This window comes from Sabulibacter ruber (assembly GCF_017355955.1).
Classification (GTDB): Bacteria; Bacteroidota; Bacteroidia; order Cytophagales; family Hymenobacteraceae; genus Nibribacter; species Nibribacter ruber_A.
The window spans coordinates 358,673-375,677 of sequence record NZ_JAFFID010000002.1 but is presented as its reverse complement, the minus strand read 5'-3'; the positions used below and the strand labels follow the sequence as shown (position 1 = coordinate 375,677).

Annotated in this window: 16 protein-coding genes; 3 read left to right on the top strand and 13 right to left on the bottom strand. The window is 50.5% G+C overall.

From position 1 onward, the window contains the following. Positions 1–109: 109 nt before the first annotated feature. Positions 110–1,819 (bottom strand): single-stranded-DNA-specific exonuclease RecJ, encoded by a 1,710-nt coding sequence (recJ, locus tag JT719_RS12915; RefSeq protein ID WP_207433749.1) that lies wholly within the window; start codon positions 1,817–1,819, stop codon positions 110–112. A 326-nt stretch (positions 1,820–2,145) separates the two neighbouring features. Here recJ and JT719_RS12910 point away from each other — a divergent pair, with 326 nt between their 5' ends. Beyond that, positions 2,146–2,580, top strand: coding sequence for a PH domain-containing protein (locus JT719_RS12910; protein ID WP_207433748.1), 435 nt, complete (start codon positions 2,146–2,148; stop codon positions 2,578–2,580). Positions 2,581–2,661: 81 nt separating this feature from the next. Here JT719_RS12910 and JT719_RS12905 read toward each other — a convergent pair whose 3' ends face one another. From JT719_RS12905 to JT719_RS12860, 10 genes are all read right to left on the bottom strand, one after another. Then, positions 2,662–4,485: a tetratricopeptide repeat protein gene (locus JT719_RS12905; protein WP_207433747.1), complete on the bottom strand. Its 1,824-nt coding sequence runs from the start codon at positions 4,483–4,485 to the stop codon at positions 2,662–2,664. Between the two features lie 162 nt (positions 4,486–4,647). Continuing rightward, the gene (locus JT719_RS12900) at positions 4,648–6,753 is read right to left on the bottom strand and encodes a peptidylprolyl isomerase (RefSeq protein WP_207433746.1); all 2,106 of its coding nucleotides are present in this window, start codon (positions 6,751–6,753) and stop codon (positions 4,648–4,650) included. Positions 6,754–6,836: 83 nt separating this feature from the next. Further along, the gene (locus JT719_RS12895; RefSeq protein ID WP_278251866.1) at positions 6,837–8,102 is read right to left on the bottom strand and encodes a hemolysin family protein; all 1,266 of its coding nucleotides are present in this window, start codon (positions 8,100–8,102) and stop codon (positions 6,837–6,839) included. A gap of 16 nt (positions 8,103–8,118) precedes the next feature. Continuing rightward, positions 8,119–8,277 carry a hypothetical protein gene (locus JT719_RS12890; RefSeq protein ID WP_207433744.1) on the bottom strand — a complete coding sequence of 53 codons (159 nt, stop codon included), beginning with the start codon at positions 8,275–8,277 and terminating at the stop codon, positions 8,119–8,121. After that, a complete protein-coding gene (gene lptC, locus JT719_RS12885) occupies positions 8,274–8,840 on the bottom strand; it encodes an LPS export ABC transporter periplasmic protein LptC (RefSeq protein ID WP_207433743.1) in 567 nt (188 codons plus the stop codon). Before lptC ends, JT719_RS12890 begins: the two co-directional genes overlap by 4 nt. A gap of 98 nt (positions 8,841–8,938) precedes the next feature. Next, positions 8,939–10,279, bottom strand: a complete 1,341-nt coding sequence (gene bamG, locus JT719_RS12880) for a BamG family beta-barrel-assembly machinery protein (RefSeq protein ID WP_207433742.1) — start codon at positions 10,277–10,279, stop codon at positions 8,939–8,941. After that, positions 10,272–10,988: a type III pantothenate kinase gene (locus JT719_RS12875; RefSeq protein WP_207433741.1), complete on the bottom strand. Its 717-nt coding sequence runs from the start codon at positions 10,986–10,988 to the stop codon at positions 10,272–10,274. The genes bamG and JT719_RS12875 overlap by 8 nt, the downstream gene beginning before the upstream one ends. A gap of 15 nt (positions 10,989–11,003) precedes the next feature. After that, positions 11,004–12,800 carry a pseudouridine synthase gene (locus tag JT719_RS12870; protein ID WP_207433740.1) on the bottom strand — a complete coding sequence of 599 codons (1,797 nt, stop codon included), beginning with the start codon at positions 12,798–12,800 and terminating at the stop codon, positions 11,004–11,006. A gap of 51 nt (positions 12,801–12,851) precedes the next feature. Then, a complete protein-coding gene (gene scpB / locus JT719_RS12865) occupies positions 12,852–13,421 on the bottom strand; it encodes an SMC-Scp complex subunit ScpB (RefSeq protein ID WP_207433739.1) in 570 nt (189 codons plus the stop codon). Positions 13,422–13,437: 16 nt separating this feature from the next. Continuing rightward, positions 13,438–13,821, bottom strand: a complete 384-nt coding sequence (locus tag JT719_RS12860) for a TraR/DksA family transcriptional regulator (protein WP_205504279.1) — start codon at positions 13,819–13,821, stop codon at positions 13,438–13,440. Positions 13,822–14,138: 317 nt separating this feature from the next. On the opposite strand from JT719_RS12860, the gene JT719_RS12855 reads away from it, so the two are divergent. Both JT719_RS12855 and JT719_RS12850 read left to right on the top strand, forming a co-directional pair. Further along, positions 14,139–14,672, top strand: a complete 534-nt coding sequence (locus JT719_RS12855; protein ID WP_207433738.1) for a DUF3575 domain-containing protein — start codon at positions 14,139–14,141, stop codon at positions 14,670–14,672. A gap of 350 nt (positions 14,673–15,022) precedes the next feature. Then, positions 15,023–15,565 (top strand): DUF3575 domain-containing protein, encoded by a 543-nt coding sequence (locus JT719_RS12850; RefSeq protein WP_207433737.1) that lies wholly within the window; start codon positions 15,023–15,025, stop codon positions 15,563–15,565. Between the two features lie 79 nt (positions 15,566–15,644). Here JT719_RS12850 and ribH read toward each other — a convergent pair whose 3' ends face one another. Next, positions 15,645–16,127: a 6,7-dimethyl-8-ribityllumazine synthase gene (ribH, locus tag JT719_RS12845; protein WP_207433736.1), complete on the bottom strand. Its 483-nt coding sequence runs from the start codon at positions 16,125–16,127 to the stop codon at positions 15,645–15,647. A 163-nt stretch (positions 16,128–16,290) separates the two neighbouring features. Then, a complete protein-coding gene (locus tag JT719_RS12840) occupies positions 16,291–16,980 on the bottom strand; it encodes a tetratricopeptide repeat protein (protein WP_242693238.1) in 690 nt (229 codons plus the stop codon). Positions 16,981–17,005: the final 25 nt, after the last annotated feature.

Below are 17,005 nucleotides of genomic sequence, written 5' to 3'. Positions count from 1 at the left end.
TTCGCTTAACTCCTTATTGGCTGGTGAAGACACCTGTTTTCCGGAAAACAGGTCCAAAACGCTCCTGCGCTGACAGCAGAGTTTTAGCAGAAACTATCAGGATTTACTTTTAGGCAAACCGAATGTCTTTGATGCGCAATTGCAGGGTCACGTTCCCGCGGAAAACGTTCTCCTCAATGCAGTAACACACATCAAACGGTATTCCTTTCTGGATGCGCGGATAATACTCGGCCATCCCGAAGGCAATGGCATCGAACGAGGTTTCTCCGTCTTGGGTGAGGCGCAGTTTCAGATGAGAATCGCCTACCACGCGGGCAGAACCGGTGTCATACACGCAGGTGCTCATGAACACGGGCGCCATATTCCCCGGCCCGAACGGCTCCATCTGTTTCAGGATATTGAAGAAGCCTTGTCTGATTTGATAAAAATCCAGCGGCATGTCAATCTCCACCATGGGCACCAGTTGTTCTTCCAGAATGGTGCTGGACACGATCTGCTCAAAGCGCTCTCTAAAGGCCGGCACGTTCTCCACGGGCAAGGTTAACCCGGCGGCGTACATGTGCCCGCCAAATTGGTCCAGCAAATCAGAGCAGGCCAGGATAGCCTGGTGCACATCAAACCCGTGCACCGAGCGGGCCGAGCCGGTGGCTTTGCCGTTTGATTCTGTGAGGATGATGGTAGGGCGGTAGTATTTCTCAATGCAGCGGGAGGCCACAATGCCCACCACGCCTTTGTGCCAGCTTTCCTTGAACAAGACCGTAGAGCGGGCGCTGCGCAGAAAATCATCTTCCTCAATCATCTGCAGCGCTTCTTTGGTGATGCTGGTGTCATGCCCCCGGCGCGCCGAGTTGGACAGATTGATTTTCTGTACCTTCTCAAAGGCTTCCTCCTTGGTTTTGGCCAGCAGCATGGCCACTGAGTCTTTGGCATCGCCCATGCGGCCGGCGGCGTTGATGCGCGGCGCAAAACCGAAGACAATCTGCGTGATGTCTAACTCACTGCGTAGCTCAGCCAGTTCTTTCAGGGCTTCCAGCCCGGGCCGAAGCGGTGCTCCGCTGTTCATGCGTTTGAGGCCGTGGTAGGCCAGAATGCGGTTCTCGCCGGTAATAGGCACTATATCAGCGGCGATGCTTACCACTACCAGGTCCAATAACTGGAACAAAGGCTCTTCGTCAATGCCTTGCTGCTGGCAGAACGCCTGCATGAACTTGAAGCCCACGCCACAGCCAGACAGCTCTTTGTAAGGATACGGGCAATCGGAACGTTTGGCGTCCAGCACGGCAACCGCCTGGGGCAGCTGGTCATCGGGTAGGTGGTGGTCACAGACAATGAAGTCAATGCCTTTTTCCTTGGCGTAGGCAATCTTGTCAATGGATTTTACACCGCAGTCAAGAGAGATAATCAGGCTGTAGCCGTGTTCCTGGGCCCAGTCTATGCCTTTGAAGGAAACGCCGTACCCTTCGGCGTAGCGGTCTGGGATGTAGTACTCAATCCGGCCCTCGAAATAGGGCTGCAAAAAGCTGTACACCAAGGCCACCGAGGTGGTGCCGTCTACGTCATAATCGCCGTAGATGACAATGCGTTCCTGGCGGTGCAGGGCTTCAATTAAGCGGTTCACGGCCTTGTCCATGTCCTTCAACAGGAACGGGTCATGGAGGTGCTCCAACGAGGGACGGAAATAAGCTTTCGCCTCGTCAAAAGTGCAGATGTCCCGCTGACAAAGAATGCCCGCCAAAGGGCGGCTGATGTTCAGGCTATCGGTTATATTCTGTACTTTTGCGGCGTCCGGCGCTTCCTTTACTACCCATCGTTTCTGCATCGGTGTTGCTGCGGCTTAATCTGTGGTGAAGAGGTTGCAAAAATACAAAATCTGTGACAGAACCGGGCACTCCTTCTTAGCACTTCCTGTTTTTAAAAAAGCAGACCTTCTAATTAGCTCAGTTCCGTGAAAAGATTAAAAGAGATTTACCGCAAATACAAAGACTACGGAATGGTAGACATTCTTATGTATTTGTCTTTCTTCCTGTTCCTGGCCATTCTGTTCATCTTCTTCCGGGACTAACGTTTTAGTCCTCCTTTGGAGAAATCAGGCCAAAAAAGGCAGACCACCGGTGGATTGTTTTTACCTTAGACAAACCTCCCAAGATGGCGACTGTAACGTTCCCTTCCTCTAAAAGCTGGGTGAGTACTCTGGCAATCTGGGGTGCTACGCTCCTTATGCTGGTGGTCCTGGTGCAGGAGTTACAAAGTTCTATGCCCCTTCTTGGGAAGATAGCACTGGGGATCTTCACGGTATTGGTTAGTAGCCTCCTTCTCTGGATCTGGTTTTCCACGTACTACCGCATCTCCGGCGAAATGCTTCACTATAGAAGCGGACCCATCCATGGCACTATCCCCATTCAGCAGATAAGAGAAGTAGCGCTGAACAAGTATCTGTGGTCTGGCATACGGCCGGCGCTGGGGTTTAAGGGCCTGGTGGTGCGCTACAACAAGTGGGATGAGATCTATTTCTCCCCGGCAGAGAAGGAGATTTTTTTGAAAGCGCTTCAGGAGGCAAATCCTGCCATTGTGGTGAAATAAGACGGTTCTAAAAAGCAGCCGGTGTTTTAAGCTTGATTTTCCATAAACAGGCTTAAAACACCGGCTTTCTTCTTTCTGGCTTTATACCTTATCTCCGCGTAGTTTTCTGAGCCGCTTCCGGGCCTCGGCCACAAACACACTGCCAGGATGCTTGACCAGTAACTGATTGAACAGTTCCTGCGCTTTTACCGGCTGGTTCAGGTTTTCCTCGTTCAGTTTAGCCAGCAGGAACAGCGCATCGTCTGAGAGGATGTCATATTTGGGGTTGTCGATGATCAGCTGCAGGTTCTGGGCGGCCTCGGGGAATTGGCCCATCTGGTGCAGCAACTCGGCTTTCTGGAAATAGATTTCATCGGTGAGGCTGTGGCCGGGGTACTTGGTGAGCAGTTTGTCCAGGGAAGCCAGTGCCTCGGGGTATTTATGCTGAAACACCAGGAAATCTATGGCTGCGTATTCTTTGAGGGCCGCCGCAGAGGTATCTAAACCCGTGTTGTCAATGATAAGCAAACTCAGATCCAGGGCATCATTGGCGATCTCACGGCTGGTGGCCAGCTTCAGAATATCCAGGTGACTTTGGGCCAACACGAAATCGCCTTTGTAGTAACTGAGGCGGGCGTTTCGGAGTTTGGCCTCGTAGCCCAGCGGCTGTTCCTTGTGCGATTTCTCTACCTGGCTGTACAGCAAGGTACTCTCCCACGGCTCACCACGCAGCAGGTACACATCGGCCAAAACCAGTTTGGCTTCGGCTACAATGTTCGGGTTTGCCCGGGGCATGTCTATCGCTTCCTGCAAGTTCTTGATGGCCGGTTCCTGGGCATCCAGGTAAAAGGCCTGCAGCTCGCCTAGTTCTTTGATGACTTCGGCGGTGCGGTCGTTGCGGCCCAGTTCCTGAATGAGGTTCTCGTACTCCTGCGCCAGCAGCCTTATTTTCTCTTTATCAATGGGGAAGGTATTTTTCACCTGCTCTTCCCGGGCCTGGATGATGCGTTGCCGCGCAATGGGGTACAACTCCCCGGTGCGGTACTGCTGCATTACATAAGTATAGCCTTCAATGGCCGTAGCGTAGTCTTTATTGCGTAAGCTGATGTCAGCGAGGGAAAGCACCCGGGAGCCTCCGCCCTGGGTGCGCCGGTCTAAGGCGCGGGTCTGCAACAGCGCCGGCCCGAAATCCTTACGCTGCAGCAGGGTCCAGATCAACAGTTCCTGCACGGCAGTGGCATCAGGATCGGCTTGTACGGCGGTCATCAACCGCTGCTCCAGCATAGAAAGAGCCTCATCGTCCCGGAGGGCATTCTGCAGCATGTTCTGGGCATAGGTCAGCGGTACGGCACTGCTTTTCACCTGGCGCAGCACTTCCTCCACCAATTGGTCGGTCTTGCGTTGGTAGGCGTAGAGTTGCAGCAGCTGGGCCGCGAAGTTCTTTTCGCTTCCGCTTAACTGCCTGGCCCGTAGGTACACTTGCTCTGCGTAGTCTAGCATATCGGCTTGCTGAAAAGCACTGGCTACGCCGTACACGTTCTCGGGGGTAGTTGTCTGCACCAACTGCGTCCATTTCTTTTCGGCAGCGGCATTATTCCCCCCGGCCTGTAGCACCCGTCCCTCGTCTACCACATACGCTGGCACCGCCGGATATTTCTTTTGGGCGCGTTTTACCAGTTTCTCGGCTTCTTTATAGTTGCGCAGCGCCAGCAGGGTCTTGAGGTAATCTGGGTAGACTAAGCCAAACTGCACGTCCTGCTCAATGAGTTTACTGAACAACGCCTCGGCTTTGGCATAGTCGCTTTGCCGCAGGTATTCCTTGGCTAATGCCATTTGCTCTGGGGTACCCTGCGCCATGCCTTGGGGTATGGTCATGCCCAGACCGCCTATTGCCACAAGCCAAATCAACAATAACTTTCTCTTCATGGTAGTCTCCAGCTAAGCTATTCTCCCTTAACGTATTCTGCCTTTGTTCAATATACCATTTTTGTGCTCTTTTTCTAAAAACAACACTAAAACGGATTTACCCGAAAACAAAAGAGCCGCGCTGGGTGGCGCGGCTCTTGTTCTATTCTGAAAGAAACCTGATTAGAAGAATCTAACGCGGTTGTCTTCAATCTTCGCGTTTTTGCGTACGGCCTCGTAAAGGGCGCCTTGTACACGACCGGCACGCTGAGCTTGTACTTGCTGTCTCATAGATGTGATGTCAGCTACTGGGGTGGCAGGCGTTAAGCTGGTTAACTCTACAACCACAACTCCGCCTTCACCGTCTACCGGAGCAGTACGCTGACCTGCCTTCAGGCCGAACGCTCTGCCAATAGCCACTGGCTCGTAGCCTAAGCCTGGCGCGTTAGCAGCACCTAAGGTTACATCTGTGGCAGGACGAACGATAGCATCTGGACCGTATTTAGCAGCAATCTGCTCTAAAGAACCAGAGGCAGAACCTAACTTCTCTTTGATCTTTTTCGCTTTCAATTCATTTCTAACAGCGGCAGTAAGCTCTTCGCGTACATCCTCAATTTTGGCAGTACCTTTCTCACGCTTGCCGGTCAGAACCGCTACCACGTATTGGTCATCCATAGTCATCACCGGAGAAACTTCACCTACTTTGGTTTCTTCAGAGAAGGCCCAACGTACCAGTTCACGGGCGTTTTGCAGGTTGTTCACGCCACGGTCAGAAGCAGCGATGTTCTTGGCTTCAGCCTTAGCCAAACCTTTTTCACTAGATACAGCTTTGTTGAATGACTCCAGGTCTGAGCTGTTAGCGGCAATAGCTCCGGCACGGCTGAACGCGTACTCACGGGAGTTATCGCTTGGGGTTATGGCACGGGTTACTTGCGCGATCTGGTATGTTCTGGTTGTCTTAGGCTCAGTGATTTTCACAACGTGGTAGCCGTAGTCTGTCTCTACCAGGTTTGGCAACAAGCCAGGGCCTTTCGCGCCAAACACTGCTTTCTCAAACGAAGGAACCATGCGGCCTTCTGTGAACCAGCCCAGGTCACCACCTACAGAGGCAGTTCCATCGGTACCATGCTGAGCAGCCAACTGCGCGAAGTTAGCACCACCTTTGATCTGGTTTAAGATGTCTTGTGCTTTGGCTTTGGCAGCAGCTTTGGCCTCTGGCGTGGTGTTCTCTGGTTTGATAAGGATGTGGCTGGCGCGTACAGAAGCTTTACCACCTTCTTTCACGTCCATTACTTTGTACAGGCTAAATGCGCCGTTCTGGTTGAATGGACCATACAGTTTGCCTTTCTCCAGAGTCTGTGTTTTCAGTTCTTCTGGCAGCTCGTTAGCTGGCAAGTAAGCGCTGTTGAACGGAGTATCAGACTCAGCTTTCACAAACAGAGAATCATTGTCAGTTGCCGCGAAACGGGCCGCCAGCTCAGAAGTCTCTCTGCTGTACTCAGCGCTGTCTTCTCTGGAAGCAGTTACCGGAACAGTCACGTAGGTGATTGAACGGCCTTCTTCCACTTCAAATTTCTTTTTGTTCTTGTTCAGGTACTCGCTCAACTGATCATCGGTTACCTTGATGGTAGAGTCAGCGATGCTGAAGTACGGTACAAACAAGTATTTCAGGCTAGCACGGGTGTTTTGCTCTGTGTTGAAGCGCTTAGCTTCTTCTGTGGTTACGTAGTTTGAAAGCGTGAACAGGTTGTAGTACTTGTTACGCATACGGTCTGTAGCCAGATCCTGCTCATATTTACGCCAGGCGGCTTGTTGCTCTGGAGGCATGCTGCCCAGGTTGCGCAGCGTTTGCTTTACCTGCTCCAGGTTGAATTGACCGGTTTGTGGGTCAGTGAACATCTGCTTCAGGGCTGGGTGCACGTTACGGCCTTGTACCATGTCTACCTGCTCTTCCTCAGAAACGCCCACGCCTACTTTCTCAAATTCTTCTTCAAAGGCATACTTGAACACTAACTGGTTCCAGGTCTGCTCGCGCAGAGAAGCCATCTCAGGTTCAGAAGGCTGGCGGCCGTACTGGTTGGCATAATTGTTTCTGGCCTCCTCAAACATGGCCTCAAACTCCTGCACAGACACTTCATGTCCTGCCACTTCCCCTACTACCATTTTGTTTCCGAACAGCCGGGAATTTGGTCCCAACAGGTCTCCCAACACAATGAAAATGAGCAAGCCAATAGCTATGGCGCCAATGGCGAAGCCTGACTTCTCCCGAATCTTGTTAATTAATGCCATCTAAGTTTTTGACGTATTTTAAGCGTTATGCAAAATAATTGCAATAAGTGATAAAATCAAAATATAAGTATCTATAGAGCAGGTTATTCTTCAATTTGGGCAGACCGCACAGAAAGATGTACCGTGTTTATGCGATGGTCGTCCATGGATAGGATTCTGATCTCAAAGGGCGGTACTACCACAACGTCTCCTGCCGTAGGTATTTCTTCCAATACAGACAAGATAAAACCGCCTAAAGTTTCATAATCGCCCTCGGGCAGGCCCAAGTTGTATTTCTCATTGAGGTAGTCTACTTCCTGGCGGGCACTGAACAGGTAAGAACCGGGTTCAGGCAGGGCTTGCTCCAGCAGGTCTTCCTCGTCGTACTCATCGTTGATGTCCCCCAGGATTTCTTCCATGAGGTCTTCCAGGGTCACCAAGCCCGAGGTTCCGCCAAACTCATCCAGTACTATGGCAATACTGCGGTGCTCCGTAATGAATTTCACGAAGAGTTCATGCGCCAGCATGCTGCCCGGCACCGCCTCCATGGGCGTGAGGATCTCCTCAATGGTAGAAGGGTTTCTAAACAATGAGAATTGATGGCAATAGCCTAAGATGTGGTCCAAAGAATCCTGGTAGATGAGGATTTTGGAATGCCCCGTTTCTATAAAAGCCTCCCGCAATGCCTCTACTCCGTCTTCCAATTCTATGGCGTCAATCTCTGTGCGGGGCACCATGCATTCGCGGAGCTTCACATTTTTGAACTCCAAGGCATTGTGGAATATTTTGCTGTCTACCTCGTTGGTGGGCGTTAGCACCATTTCTTCGGGGGAGTGCAGCTTCACGGCAAAAGGCTGGAAAGCAAGCGAATTGGCGACTAACTCAGTCTCGGCTTCGTCGTCTTTTTCAGAAAACAGGCCAAAAACAGAGTTGATCAGAAAAGTGACCGGATAAAACAGCACAAAGAAAAAGGCCACCGGCGCGGCTACTCCGTTCAGCAAACGTACCGGCGCCGCTAGGTTCCCAATAGTGCCTATCACTACGTACAGGACCCAGGCTCCCAGAATAGCTCCTGCTCCTGCCAAAATAACGGCTACTTCGCTCATGAGGTACTGCTGCAGATAGAACAGCAGAATGCCAAACACGCCCAACCCCAACAACAGCAAACTAAGGGTCAGGCCCAGGTGAATGGTAAGAAGAGTCTGTCTTTCGCGGCGCAGCAGGAAACTGGTTAGTGACTGCTGATTCTCTTCGGCTTTTAGCCGGATGTAGGACCGCCCAATATGCCGCATGGCTATCTCTGCCACGCTAAAAAGCGCAAGCAACAGAAGTCCTGCCGCAGCGACTATGTATAAGGAGACCAGGTCCATGACAAGAAGGATAAGATCAAGGCTTTGCCCTGTTCATACGGAAAAGCATTAGAAAGATAACAGATAGCATGAATATCCAATAACTTTCCATCACTCCGGCTACAATAGACTGGTGCACGCCAATGACCAGGAAGGCCACGGCTAGGGCCATGTAGATGGTTTGCTTTAAATTCATTGTTTCAACACAAAAGATCCGGAGAACTGTTTCAGAGTATAGTCTGAGAAATCTTGCTTGGCGGTGAGCCCCACACCGGTTACTACCTCGTCTACACTCGTGATCCGGACAAATTTATCAGTAAAAATGGTTTGTTTCTGGCGTTCCCAGAAGAGCTCCTCGGTGTTGAGCTGCTCGTTCTTCACAATGTTCTTAACCACCACATCATTGCGGGCAAAGTATTGCTCTTTGGCTTTCTCGTATCTCCCGTATTTGGCCGTAATGATGGTAGTTGGTGCTCCGTTTTCATAGAAGGTAATGTACATGCCTTTTGGGTACACCACGTCTCCGTTCTGCAACTGTTGCTCAACCGGGGCGCTAAGCTTCAGTTTCATCATGGCAGAATCACTGTAGATGGTTACCTGGTTGTAGGTTTCTGAGATTGGCCCGTTGTATTCTATGGGCTTGATGTTCTCATCGGCCTGCTGGCAACTCCAGCTAAAAGCACCCAGCAACAAGGCAAAGCAGAAGGGAAGCTTTGCTACGGAAAACCTTTTAAGCAGAATGTGAAGTAGATTACTCATTCCTTTAAACGCTTCAGATACCAGACCCAAAAATCAGCGAAGGATTTTTGAACCTGGTATCTGCTTAGTGTGAGTCTTTTCTAAAGAAAGCCGGTGACTTAGTCAAATCTACGTTTGATGAACCAACGGTTATTGAAGGTGATGCCTACGTTTACCCGGAAGTATTGCTCTTTCAGGCCAGAATCTTTGCCCTCTAACTGCCCAACCGTAAAGCTGGTGCTCAGCAAAGACTGGGTATAGTCTGGTGGACGAACGCCTCTTCCCAGAGGAAGGGTAAAGCCCAGCGTAAGACCTACATCCTGCAAGTCATGTCCGGTTACGGCGCTGCTACCTGATGCCAAAGCATTGATTTGAGAATTGCCGTAATACCCCCCGAAACGATACGTTACCCGCTTAAAGTAGGAACTTACAGAACCTGCATCTGGAGTGAACTCTGTTCCTGCTCCTACTCTATAGCCATCGCCCAGTTCCTGACGTCCTCCTTCTTTCTCCAGGGAGAATCCTCTGAAATCAGAACCTTTGGTCATGGAGTAATCTGCCACTACAGACCAGTTCTTGTTGTTGTCATAGGTTAAACCCACCTGTAGCATCTGCGGAAGTGTGGTATATCCTTCCAAGCTGTCTGACACCAGGCTGGAGATAAGCGATTCATCCAGGAAGCGACGTTCCTGGGCTACCTGCCGGTCTGTGCTGATGTTCGCTTTGGCTGTATAGCTGGCTCCTACGCCCAGGTTTGCTTTGTCTGACAGCTTTTTGCGGTAATGCAGCCCGCCTTTGAACATCAACCCATTGTACCTGGTAGTGGTGTGGATCAAGGTTTTCTGCAAAGCGCTGGTCTCGTCTTGGGTATCTACCAAAATAGTAGAGGCCTGGCGGTCAATGGTCCCGAACAGGTAGGAACCAGAAATGCCCCCGGTTAAGCCGTTGGCTATTCTAATTCCGTGGGCGAAGTAAACTTCATTTAAGCCGCCTGTACCGGTGTACTGGGTAAAAGCAGTAACCGTGTTTTCTGCTCCGGGGACCGGTGTGCTCAGAATGGTGCTGTAGTTAACCCGGCTGTATGGCTTCAAACCAATGGCAGTTGTCCAGCGGCGGGAGAGCGGAATAGCCAATGAGATATATCCCAGGTTAGCAGTACCATCTACCTGAGAGGTATTTTTGTCTGACAACCGTTTCAGCTCAGAAGCAACGGCGGCTTCAAACGTTACCAGGTTGTTGTAGTACAGCAACGCCGGGTTCATATCATTGATGAGCGCACCGTTCGCGCTGGCTACTCCGGCCTGTCCCATACCGGCGTTACGGATGGAACCGGTACCATGTACCAGGTCACCTACGCCAAAGCGGGAATAAGGAGAGTTGGAGAGCTGTTGCGCCTGTAGTTGCTGAGATCCAATCACTAAACCAGAAATCAATAACAGAGCGCGGAAAGGCTTATACATTATACTCAAGTATTCGGTTTAACCCGATTAAAACCAATTCGGGAATGACAAAGATGCGTGCTTTTACTGTACTTTCAAAAAACGGGGCGTCACCGCCGCACATTATGATGGTCAATGGTTTGTATTGACGCTCATAATGTTGAATCATGCCTTCTGCCTCTGCCACGGCCCCGTACAGAATCCCGCTCTGGATAGCCTCAGCAGTGGTTTTACCCGGCATAGGCGGCAGTTCATATCCTTCTACCAGGGGCAGCTTTCCGGTAAACGTATGCACTGCCTGGTAACGCATGGTAACGCCCGGCGAGATACTGCCTCCCTGAAACGTTCCGTTTGCCTCCAGCAGGTCATAGGTAATACAGGTACCCGCGTCTATGATGAGGCAGTTCCGGTCTTTGAACAGGTACTGCGCCCCAACTGCGGCAGCTAACCGGTCTACCCCCAAGGTATGGGGTGTTCCGTAGTTGTTGTGCACCGGCACCGGCGTCTGCGAGTTAAACAGAACATGCTTCCCCGATACCGGAATGTGCTGCACCAACTCTGCCGGTTCCTGGCTCACCGATGACATGATGGCGTTTTCCAGGGACGTTCCCGCCAGTTTCTCGCCTAATTCTGAGAAATCTGCGCAAATGTACTGTTGCACCAAAAGCCCGTCTCTGAAGAGACCGGCTTTGATGCGGGAATTGCCCCTGTCTATCGCCAGATTCAGCATTCTATGAACGACAGATTACATAAAGTATTTCAGGCGCACTACTTCTTTTTCTGTCAGATAGCGCCAGTTACCTCTGGGCAGGTCTTTTTTGGTTAAGCCGGCATACTGCACCCGGTCCAGCGCAACTACTTCGTACCCTAAGTGTTCAAAGATGCGGCGCACGATGCGGTTTCTGCCAATGTGGATCTCAATACCCAGGAACTTGTTGCTTTCGCCTAGCAGCGCGATGTCATCTACATCGGCGCGGCCGTCTTCCAGCTCCAGACCTTCCTGAATCTGCTTCACGTGCTCCTGTGTGATAGGCTTATCAAGCTCTACCTGGTAGATTTTAGAAACCTTGTTGGAAGGGTGCGTCAGTTTCTGCGCCAGCTCGCCGTCATTGGTGAACAGCAGCAAACCGGTGGTGTTTCTGTCCAGACGGCCTACCGGGAACAAACGCTCTTTAGAGGCATTTTTCACCAGCTCCATCACGGTTTTGCGACCTTCCGGGTCTTCTGTGGTGGTAAGGAAATCCTTCGGCTTGTTCAGCAGCACATACACCGTTTTCTCGCGGTTCAGGATCTTGCGGCCGTATTGAACGGTATCGGTAGGGCCTACTTTGTAGCCCATCTCGGTTACCACTTGTCCGTTCACCTTGATCTCACCGGCGGCAATCAGTTCGTCGGCCTCGCGGCGTGAACAGATACCCGCGTTAGCGATGTAGCGGTTCAGGCGAAGATCTTCATTGCCCTGGTCTGGGCTCTTGCGCTTTCTGCGTTCTTCGTAGCGCTTAAGGTTGTAAGAAGGTGCTTCCTGGGTTTCTTCGTCGGTACGCCCGAAACGGCCTTCTTTATTGCCTCTGGCTCCTCTGTCTGCACGGTCATTGCGCTCTGGGCGGCTACCACGGTCAAACTTGCTGTCACGTCTTTGGAAAGAAGAGCGCTCTCCGGGGCCGCGGTTTTCACGTGGAGCACGGTCAAAGCTTCTTTCGCCTTCTCTGCGGGCCGGGCGCTCAAAGTTGTTTTCGCCCTCATTTCCAGAAAACGAGTTGTTTTCACGTGGAGCGCGGTTCTCGCGGTCGTTGGCCCGGTTGAAGCCTCTGTCTTCGCGGCGATCGCCACCACGGGTAAATCCGCGGTCTTCTCTATCGCCGCTTCTTTCTCTTCTGTCTTCGCTGCGGTTAAAACCACGGTCATTGCGGTCAGAGGAGAAACCTGGCTTACGGAACCCGCCTTCGCGGCGATCTCCGCCTCTATCTTCTCTGGCAGCGCCATAAGACGGACGGTCACCTCCTCTGGAAGCACCACGATCCTCGCGGTTCCCGAAGGAACGACGCTCGCCTCTTTCTCCGCCACGGTTTGCGTTGGTGCCGCTTTCCCAGTTATCCTGAGAAAAGCCTCCGTTGCGGTTGCCTCTGCCTTCGCCCCGGTTGAACCCGCCTTCTCTGGAAGCACGGCGGTCATTCTCTCCGCGTGGGCGGAAGTCAGGACGGTCATTGTTGCCGCGGTCTGGGCGTTCAAAGCCCCGGGCCGGACGGAAATCGCCGCCTCTGCGGTCGCTTTCTCTTCTGGGGGCACGTTCGCGGTTTTCGCGGTTGGTGTTTATATCGCCATCACGGTCATCGCGGCGCGGTCTTTCAGCGCGGTCGCGGTTTCCGTAAGGTCTGTCTGAATTTTCTGAATTTCTTTCTCGGTTGCGGAAGCCCCCTTCTCTGTCGCCGCCTTCCGGACGGTCAAAGCGGGTGCCTCTGCCAAATACTTTCTTGCCCTGCGCCCATGAATTACCACGGGGGCGGTTGTTGCCTTCTTGAGGCGTATCTTCGTTTCTAGCCATGTTGTTGTGAAAAATTGCAGTATCGCTACTGTATAAAAGATGTGATGTAACTTAAAGGGCGGCAGATTCGCCGATGGTGTTCGTGTTCTCTTCCGGAGCCAAATCTCTGAGTTGCGGAAGGTCTTTCAGGTGGTTCAGGCCGAAGTAGTCCATAAATTTCTGGCTGGTGCCAAACAAAACGGGACGGCCAATGGTGTTGGCTTTGCCTTTGATCTCCAGCAAGCCTTTCTCCAGCAGACGCTGGATGGCGTAGTCACAGCTTACGCCTCTTATTTGCTCTACCTGTGAGCGGGTAATGGGTTGTTTGTACGCGATAATGGCCAACGTCTCCAAAGCTGAGGCCGACAGCTTCTTCTTGGACTTATGCTTCAATAAAATGCTCACCGAGTCCTGGTAAGCGGGTTTGGTCAGGAACTGGTACCCACCGCCAATGGCGTAAATCTGAAACGCGAACGCATCGGTAGAGAATTGAGCATTCAGCTGCTCAATTCCCTCCAATACATCACTTACGCTCACCTCGGTGACCAATGCCTCAGAAAGGCATTTCTGCAGGTCTTCAATAGACACCGGCGAGGTGGCGCAGAATATCAGCGCCTGAAGATGATTCAGTAGCAGGTTCAAATTGTATTCGGTTTAATTAGTCGTTGCGGCTCATTTTAGCCTCAATGGTGTGCTGCGTATGCGGCACGGCCTTTAACCGCTCCTTTGGGATCAACTTGCCCGTTTTAATGCACACGCCGTAGCTTCCGTTTTTAATGCGGATGAGTGCATTCTCCAGCTGCTGAATAAATTTCAACTGACGGGAAGCTAGCTGGTTCAAGCTCTCCTTCTCGGCAGTATCTGCTCCATCTTCCAGTACTTTAGAAGTTGAAGCAGTATTATCAGTACCGGAATCGTTACGGCGGCTAAGGGTCTCCTTGATAAAGGCAACCTCTTTGCGGGCGTTGTTCAGTTTCTCAATGATAATTTCCTGAAATTCGTTCAACTCCTCTTGGGAATACCGTTGTTTTTCTTCACTCATGGCTTTTTTGGTTCGAAACGGTTGTGCGATAGTTTGTTAGTATGTAAGATTTCATTGCCGGTTAAGCAACTGCTATATCTACGTCTAGTACTGAATTACGGTGAATTTATACTATCTGCCGATTTTACAATGACCCGGCTGCTTATTTTTTGCGCAAAAATACAGCTATTATTTGGTAAAACTAAACAGAGTATCAAAATGGTAGGTGAATTTTACAATTCCTTAGCTTAAAAATTTTCAAAACTCTCTTCGGCTAAGCGGCTTACCTAAGTTGGCATCATTTCTGAATAAGTGCTTCTGCATTAAACTTTCAACTCATGAAGAAGCTCTTTTCTATTCTTGCCCTTTGTTTAGGTATGTTTCTGCCGCAGGCTTTGCAGGCTCAGCAGATAACCTTGAAGGCAAATATCCTGAGCCCCATAGTAAAAACGGGCTCTTTCTTTGGCGAATATGCCTTCTCCCCTAACCTGAGTGCCCAGGTGGGTTTCTTCAACACTGGTATTAAAGTGAAAGACACCCGGTTTGACGGTATTGGCGTAACCCCCGAACTGCGGTACTTCTTCTCTGGCAATGCTCCTTCTGGCTTATATGGTGCCGGTTACCTCCGCTACCAGGACTTTGACCTTACCCGCGAAGACACCCAAGCCACAGGAACGCTCACCTCTTTTGGAGGCGGGGCCTTGTTAGGATACCAATTGATAGTGGGGAAACACTTTGTGGTAGACCTTTTTGCCGGCCCGGGATTCAACGCGGCAACCGTGAAAGGCGGAGGCGGCGAAAACAATTTTGACCTTGGTACCTTTGGCGGATTCAGCCCCAGAGGCGGGTTGTCCCTCGGGATTGCCTTTTAACAGAAGTATTACTACTATTTAATTCTAAACTTATCTGAAAGCCGTTTTAGGCCTGATTTGCAAAAAGCCGGCTTAAAACGGCTTTTTTGATGATGCTTTCTTTTTTCGGAATTGAGTAAGAAAACTGGCACATCGACGGGAAAAAATGTATCTTCCATTCCCCCTCTTTAGCCAGTAGCGAATACTTTTTCAGCTCCCTTTTTCAAGAAAATGCTAGCTACTGACTAACAGCTACTTACTTTTATTCTGATTAGGTTTCATCAATATTATGCCATTTCCTGGAACTGGCACATAGGGGTAAAACTGGCGTCTGCTGTCTTTCCAACACTAAACCATAAACCCTTCCTTTCATGAAAAAGCTCTTCTTCATTGCCCTGCTCGGCTGCTTCGCATTCCTGAGTAAACCTGTGCAAGCCCAGAACAACTTAGTAAAGTTAAATCTACTGGCGCCTCTGGTTTCTACTGGCTCTTTCTATTATGAGCGCGTACTTGATGACTCCAAAGCGGTCCAGTTAGGTGTGTTCTTCACCAAATACGATGAACTTTCTGGCTTTGGTGTAACACCTGAATACCGGTTCTATCTATCAGACACACCAGCCCCAAATGGGTTCTACGTAGCGCCATTCCTCTCCTTTATGCGCTTCACCGTTGAGAGTGACGAGGATTTCTTTTCAGAGGGCAGTTACAAAGGCAGCATGACCAATTTTGGTGGCGGATTAGTTGCCGGAAGGCAATGGATCTTCAAAGACAGAGTTTCCTTTGATATTTTCCTGGGCCCTGAATACACTACCGGCTCCGTGAAAGTAGAAAGCGGCGATGAGGATGATATCCAATCTGCCGGCCTTAGTGGCTTTATTGGCCGAGCTGGTATCAGCTTAGGTCTTAAGTTCTAATTACATAGTTAAGCGTTCAAAACAGGAAAGGCAGCCATTCACGTGGCTGCCTTTCCTATTTTGTTGTATATAAAAGATTCTACTGCACCCAGTTCAGCATCTGGATGGCGGTAGCTGCTGCTTCTACGCCTTTGTTACCGTGCTTGCCACCGGCTCTGTCCCAGGCTTGCTGCTCGTCGTTGGTGGTCACTAGGCCAAAGATTACCGGCTTATTAAATTTGAGACCTACCTGGGTTAATCCTTGTGCTACGGCATGGCAGATGTAATCGTCATGTTTGGTTTCGCCTTTGATCACTACGCCTAAGGCAATCACCGCGTCTATTTCATTGCTTTGTGCCAGGTACTGCGATCCCAGAGTCAACTCAAAACTACCGGGCACTGTGTTACGGACAATGTTCTCTGGTTTGGCCCCGTGCTGCAGCAGGGTTTCATAGGCTCCTTTGCACAGGGCATCGGTAATGGCTTTATTCCATTCTGCTACTACTAAGCCAAACTTTTTGCCGGAGATATCAGGTAGGCGATCAGAGTTGTATTCGCTAAGGTTCTTTAAGGCGCTTGCCATTGCTTTTAACTGATTAAGGGAAATGTGGTCTGGGCTATGTTTTCAGCTTGTTTTACTGGAAAGAGCCCGGAAACGGTTGTACGCAAAAATGCATAAAAAAACGGAGCGGCTGCCGAATTTTATTTCAGCAGCCGCTCCGTAATTAAGTATCTCAAGCGAGAGATTATTTCTTGGTTAAACCTTCGGCCCGAGCCTTGTATTTCTTGGCGTCGTTTACTTCTGGGCTCAGCGGGTAGTCGTTGATGATACGGTCGTATACCTCAATGGCTTCTGAGAACTGGTTCGCAGACTCATAGGCCACGGCAGCTTTCATCAGGTACTGTGGTGAGAAGAAATCATTGGCTTTGTGCTCAGCTGCTTTTTTGTACAGTTCCGCAGCCTCTGCTTTCTTGCCTAACTCTAAGTTTGCATCGCCTTGCAGGCTGTACACACGGGCTTGCAGCAAGAGGTCATCAGACTTGAATTCTTCCAGGTAGTTCAGGGCCTCCTGGTATTTGCCTTGCTTCAGAGAAGCCACACCGGCATAGAAGTTGGCCAGGTTACCAGCCTTTGTACCACTGTATTCATCGGCTACGGCTTTGAAACCATCGTTCTGGCCATCACCGTTCAATGCTTTGTTCAGAGAGTCTGCTTCAAAATAATACTCAGCCTGGAACATAGCGGCCAATGCTTCCTGGTTTTTAGTTTGCTGGTTCTGGTAGTACAGGAAACCGCCCACTACTGCGGCCGCAATGGCCACAAACAAACCTATCAGCAAGTTTTTATGGCGCACCACAAATTCCTCTGATTGCACAAGGCGTTCGGCCAGCGCATCTGGATTCTCCACTAGCTCGAATTCGCTCTCTCGCTTCATTGTGTTATTAGACATCAGTAAGTAT

What these genes read in the sequence shown, in the direction of transcription:
- JT719_RS12900 (WP_207433746.1), bottom strand. Translation starts at nt 6,753, where the DNA reads ATGGCATTAATTAACAAGATTCGGGAGAAGTCAGGCTTCGCCATTGGC.
- JT719_RS12840 (WP_242693238.1), bottom strand. Translation starts at nt 16,980, where the DNA reads ATGAAGCGAGAGAGCGAATTCGAGCTAGTGGAGAATCCAGATGCGCTG.
- JT719_RS12895 (WP_278251866.1), bottom strand. Translation starts at nt 8,102, where the DNA reads ATGGACCTGGTCTCCTTATACATAGTCGCTGCGGCAGGACTTCTGTTG.
- JT719_RS12875 (WP_207433741.1), bottom strand. Translation starts at nt 10,988, where the DNA reads ATGCTGAATCTGGCGATAGACAGGGGCAATTCCCGCATCAAAGCCGGT.
- recJ (WP_207433749.1), bottom strand. Translation starts at nt 1,819, where the DNA reads ATGCAGAAACGATGGGTAGTAAAGGAAGCGCCGGACGCCGCAAAAGTA.
- JT719_RS12910 (WP_207433748.1), top strand. Translation starts at nt 2,146, where the DNA reads ATGGCGACTGTAACGTTCCCTTCCTCTAAAAGCTGGGTGAGTACTCTG.
- JT719_RS12870 (WP_207433740.1), bottom strand. Translation starts at nt 12,800, where the DNA reads ATGGCTAGAAACGAAGATACGCCTCAAGAAGGCAACAACCGCCCCCGT.
- JT719_RS12860 (WP_205504279.1), bottom strand. Translation starts at nt 13,821, where the DNA reads ATGAGTGAAGAAAAACAACGGTATTCCCAAGAGGAGTTGAACGAATTT.
- bamG (WP_207433742.1), bottom strand. Translation starts at nt 10,279, where the DNA reads ATGTATAAGCCTTTCCGCGCTCTGTTATTGATTTCTGGTTTAGTGATT.
- lptC (WP_207433743.1), bottom strand. Translation starts at nt 8,840, where the DNA reads ATGAGTAATCTACTTCACATTCTGCTTAAAAGGTTTTCCGTAGCAAAG.
- JT719_RS12855 (WP_207433738.1), top strand. Translation starts at nt 14,139, where the DNA reads ATGAAGAAGCTCTTTTCTATTCTTGCCCTTTGTTTAGGTATGTTTCTG.
- JT719_RS12905 (WP_207433747.1), bottom strand. Translation starts at nt 4,485, where the DNA reads ATGAAGAGAAAGTTATTGTTGATTTGGCTTGTGGCAATAGGCGGTCTG.
- JT719_RS12850 (WP_207433737.1), top strand. Translation starts at nt 15,023, where the DNA reads ATGAAAAAGCTCTTCTTCATTGCCCTGCTCGGCTGCTTCGCATTCCTG.
- ribH (WP_207433736.1), bottom strand. Translation starts at nt 16,127, where the DNA reads ATGGCAAGCGCCTTAAAGAACCTTAGCGAATACAACTCTGATCGCCTA.
- JT719_RS12890 (WP_207433744.1), bottom strand. Translation starts at nt 8,277, where the DNA reads ATGAATTTAAAGCAAACCATCTACATGGCCCTAGCCGTGGCCTTCCTG.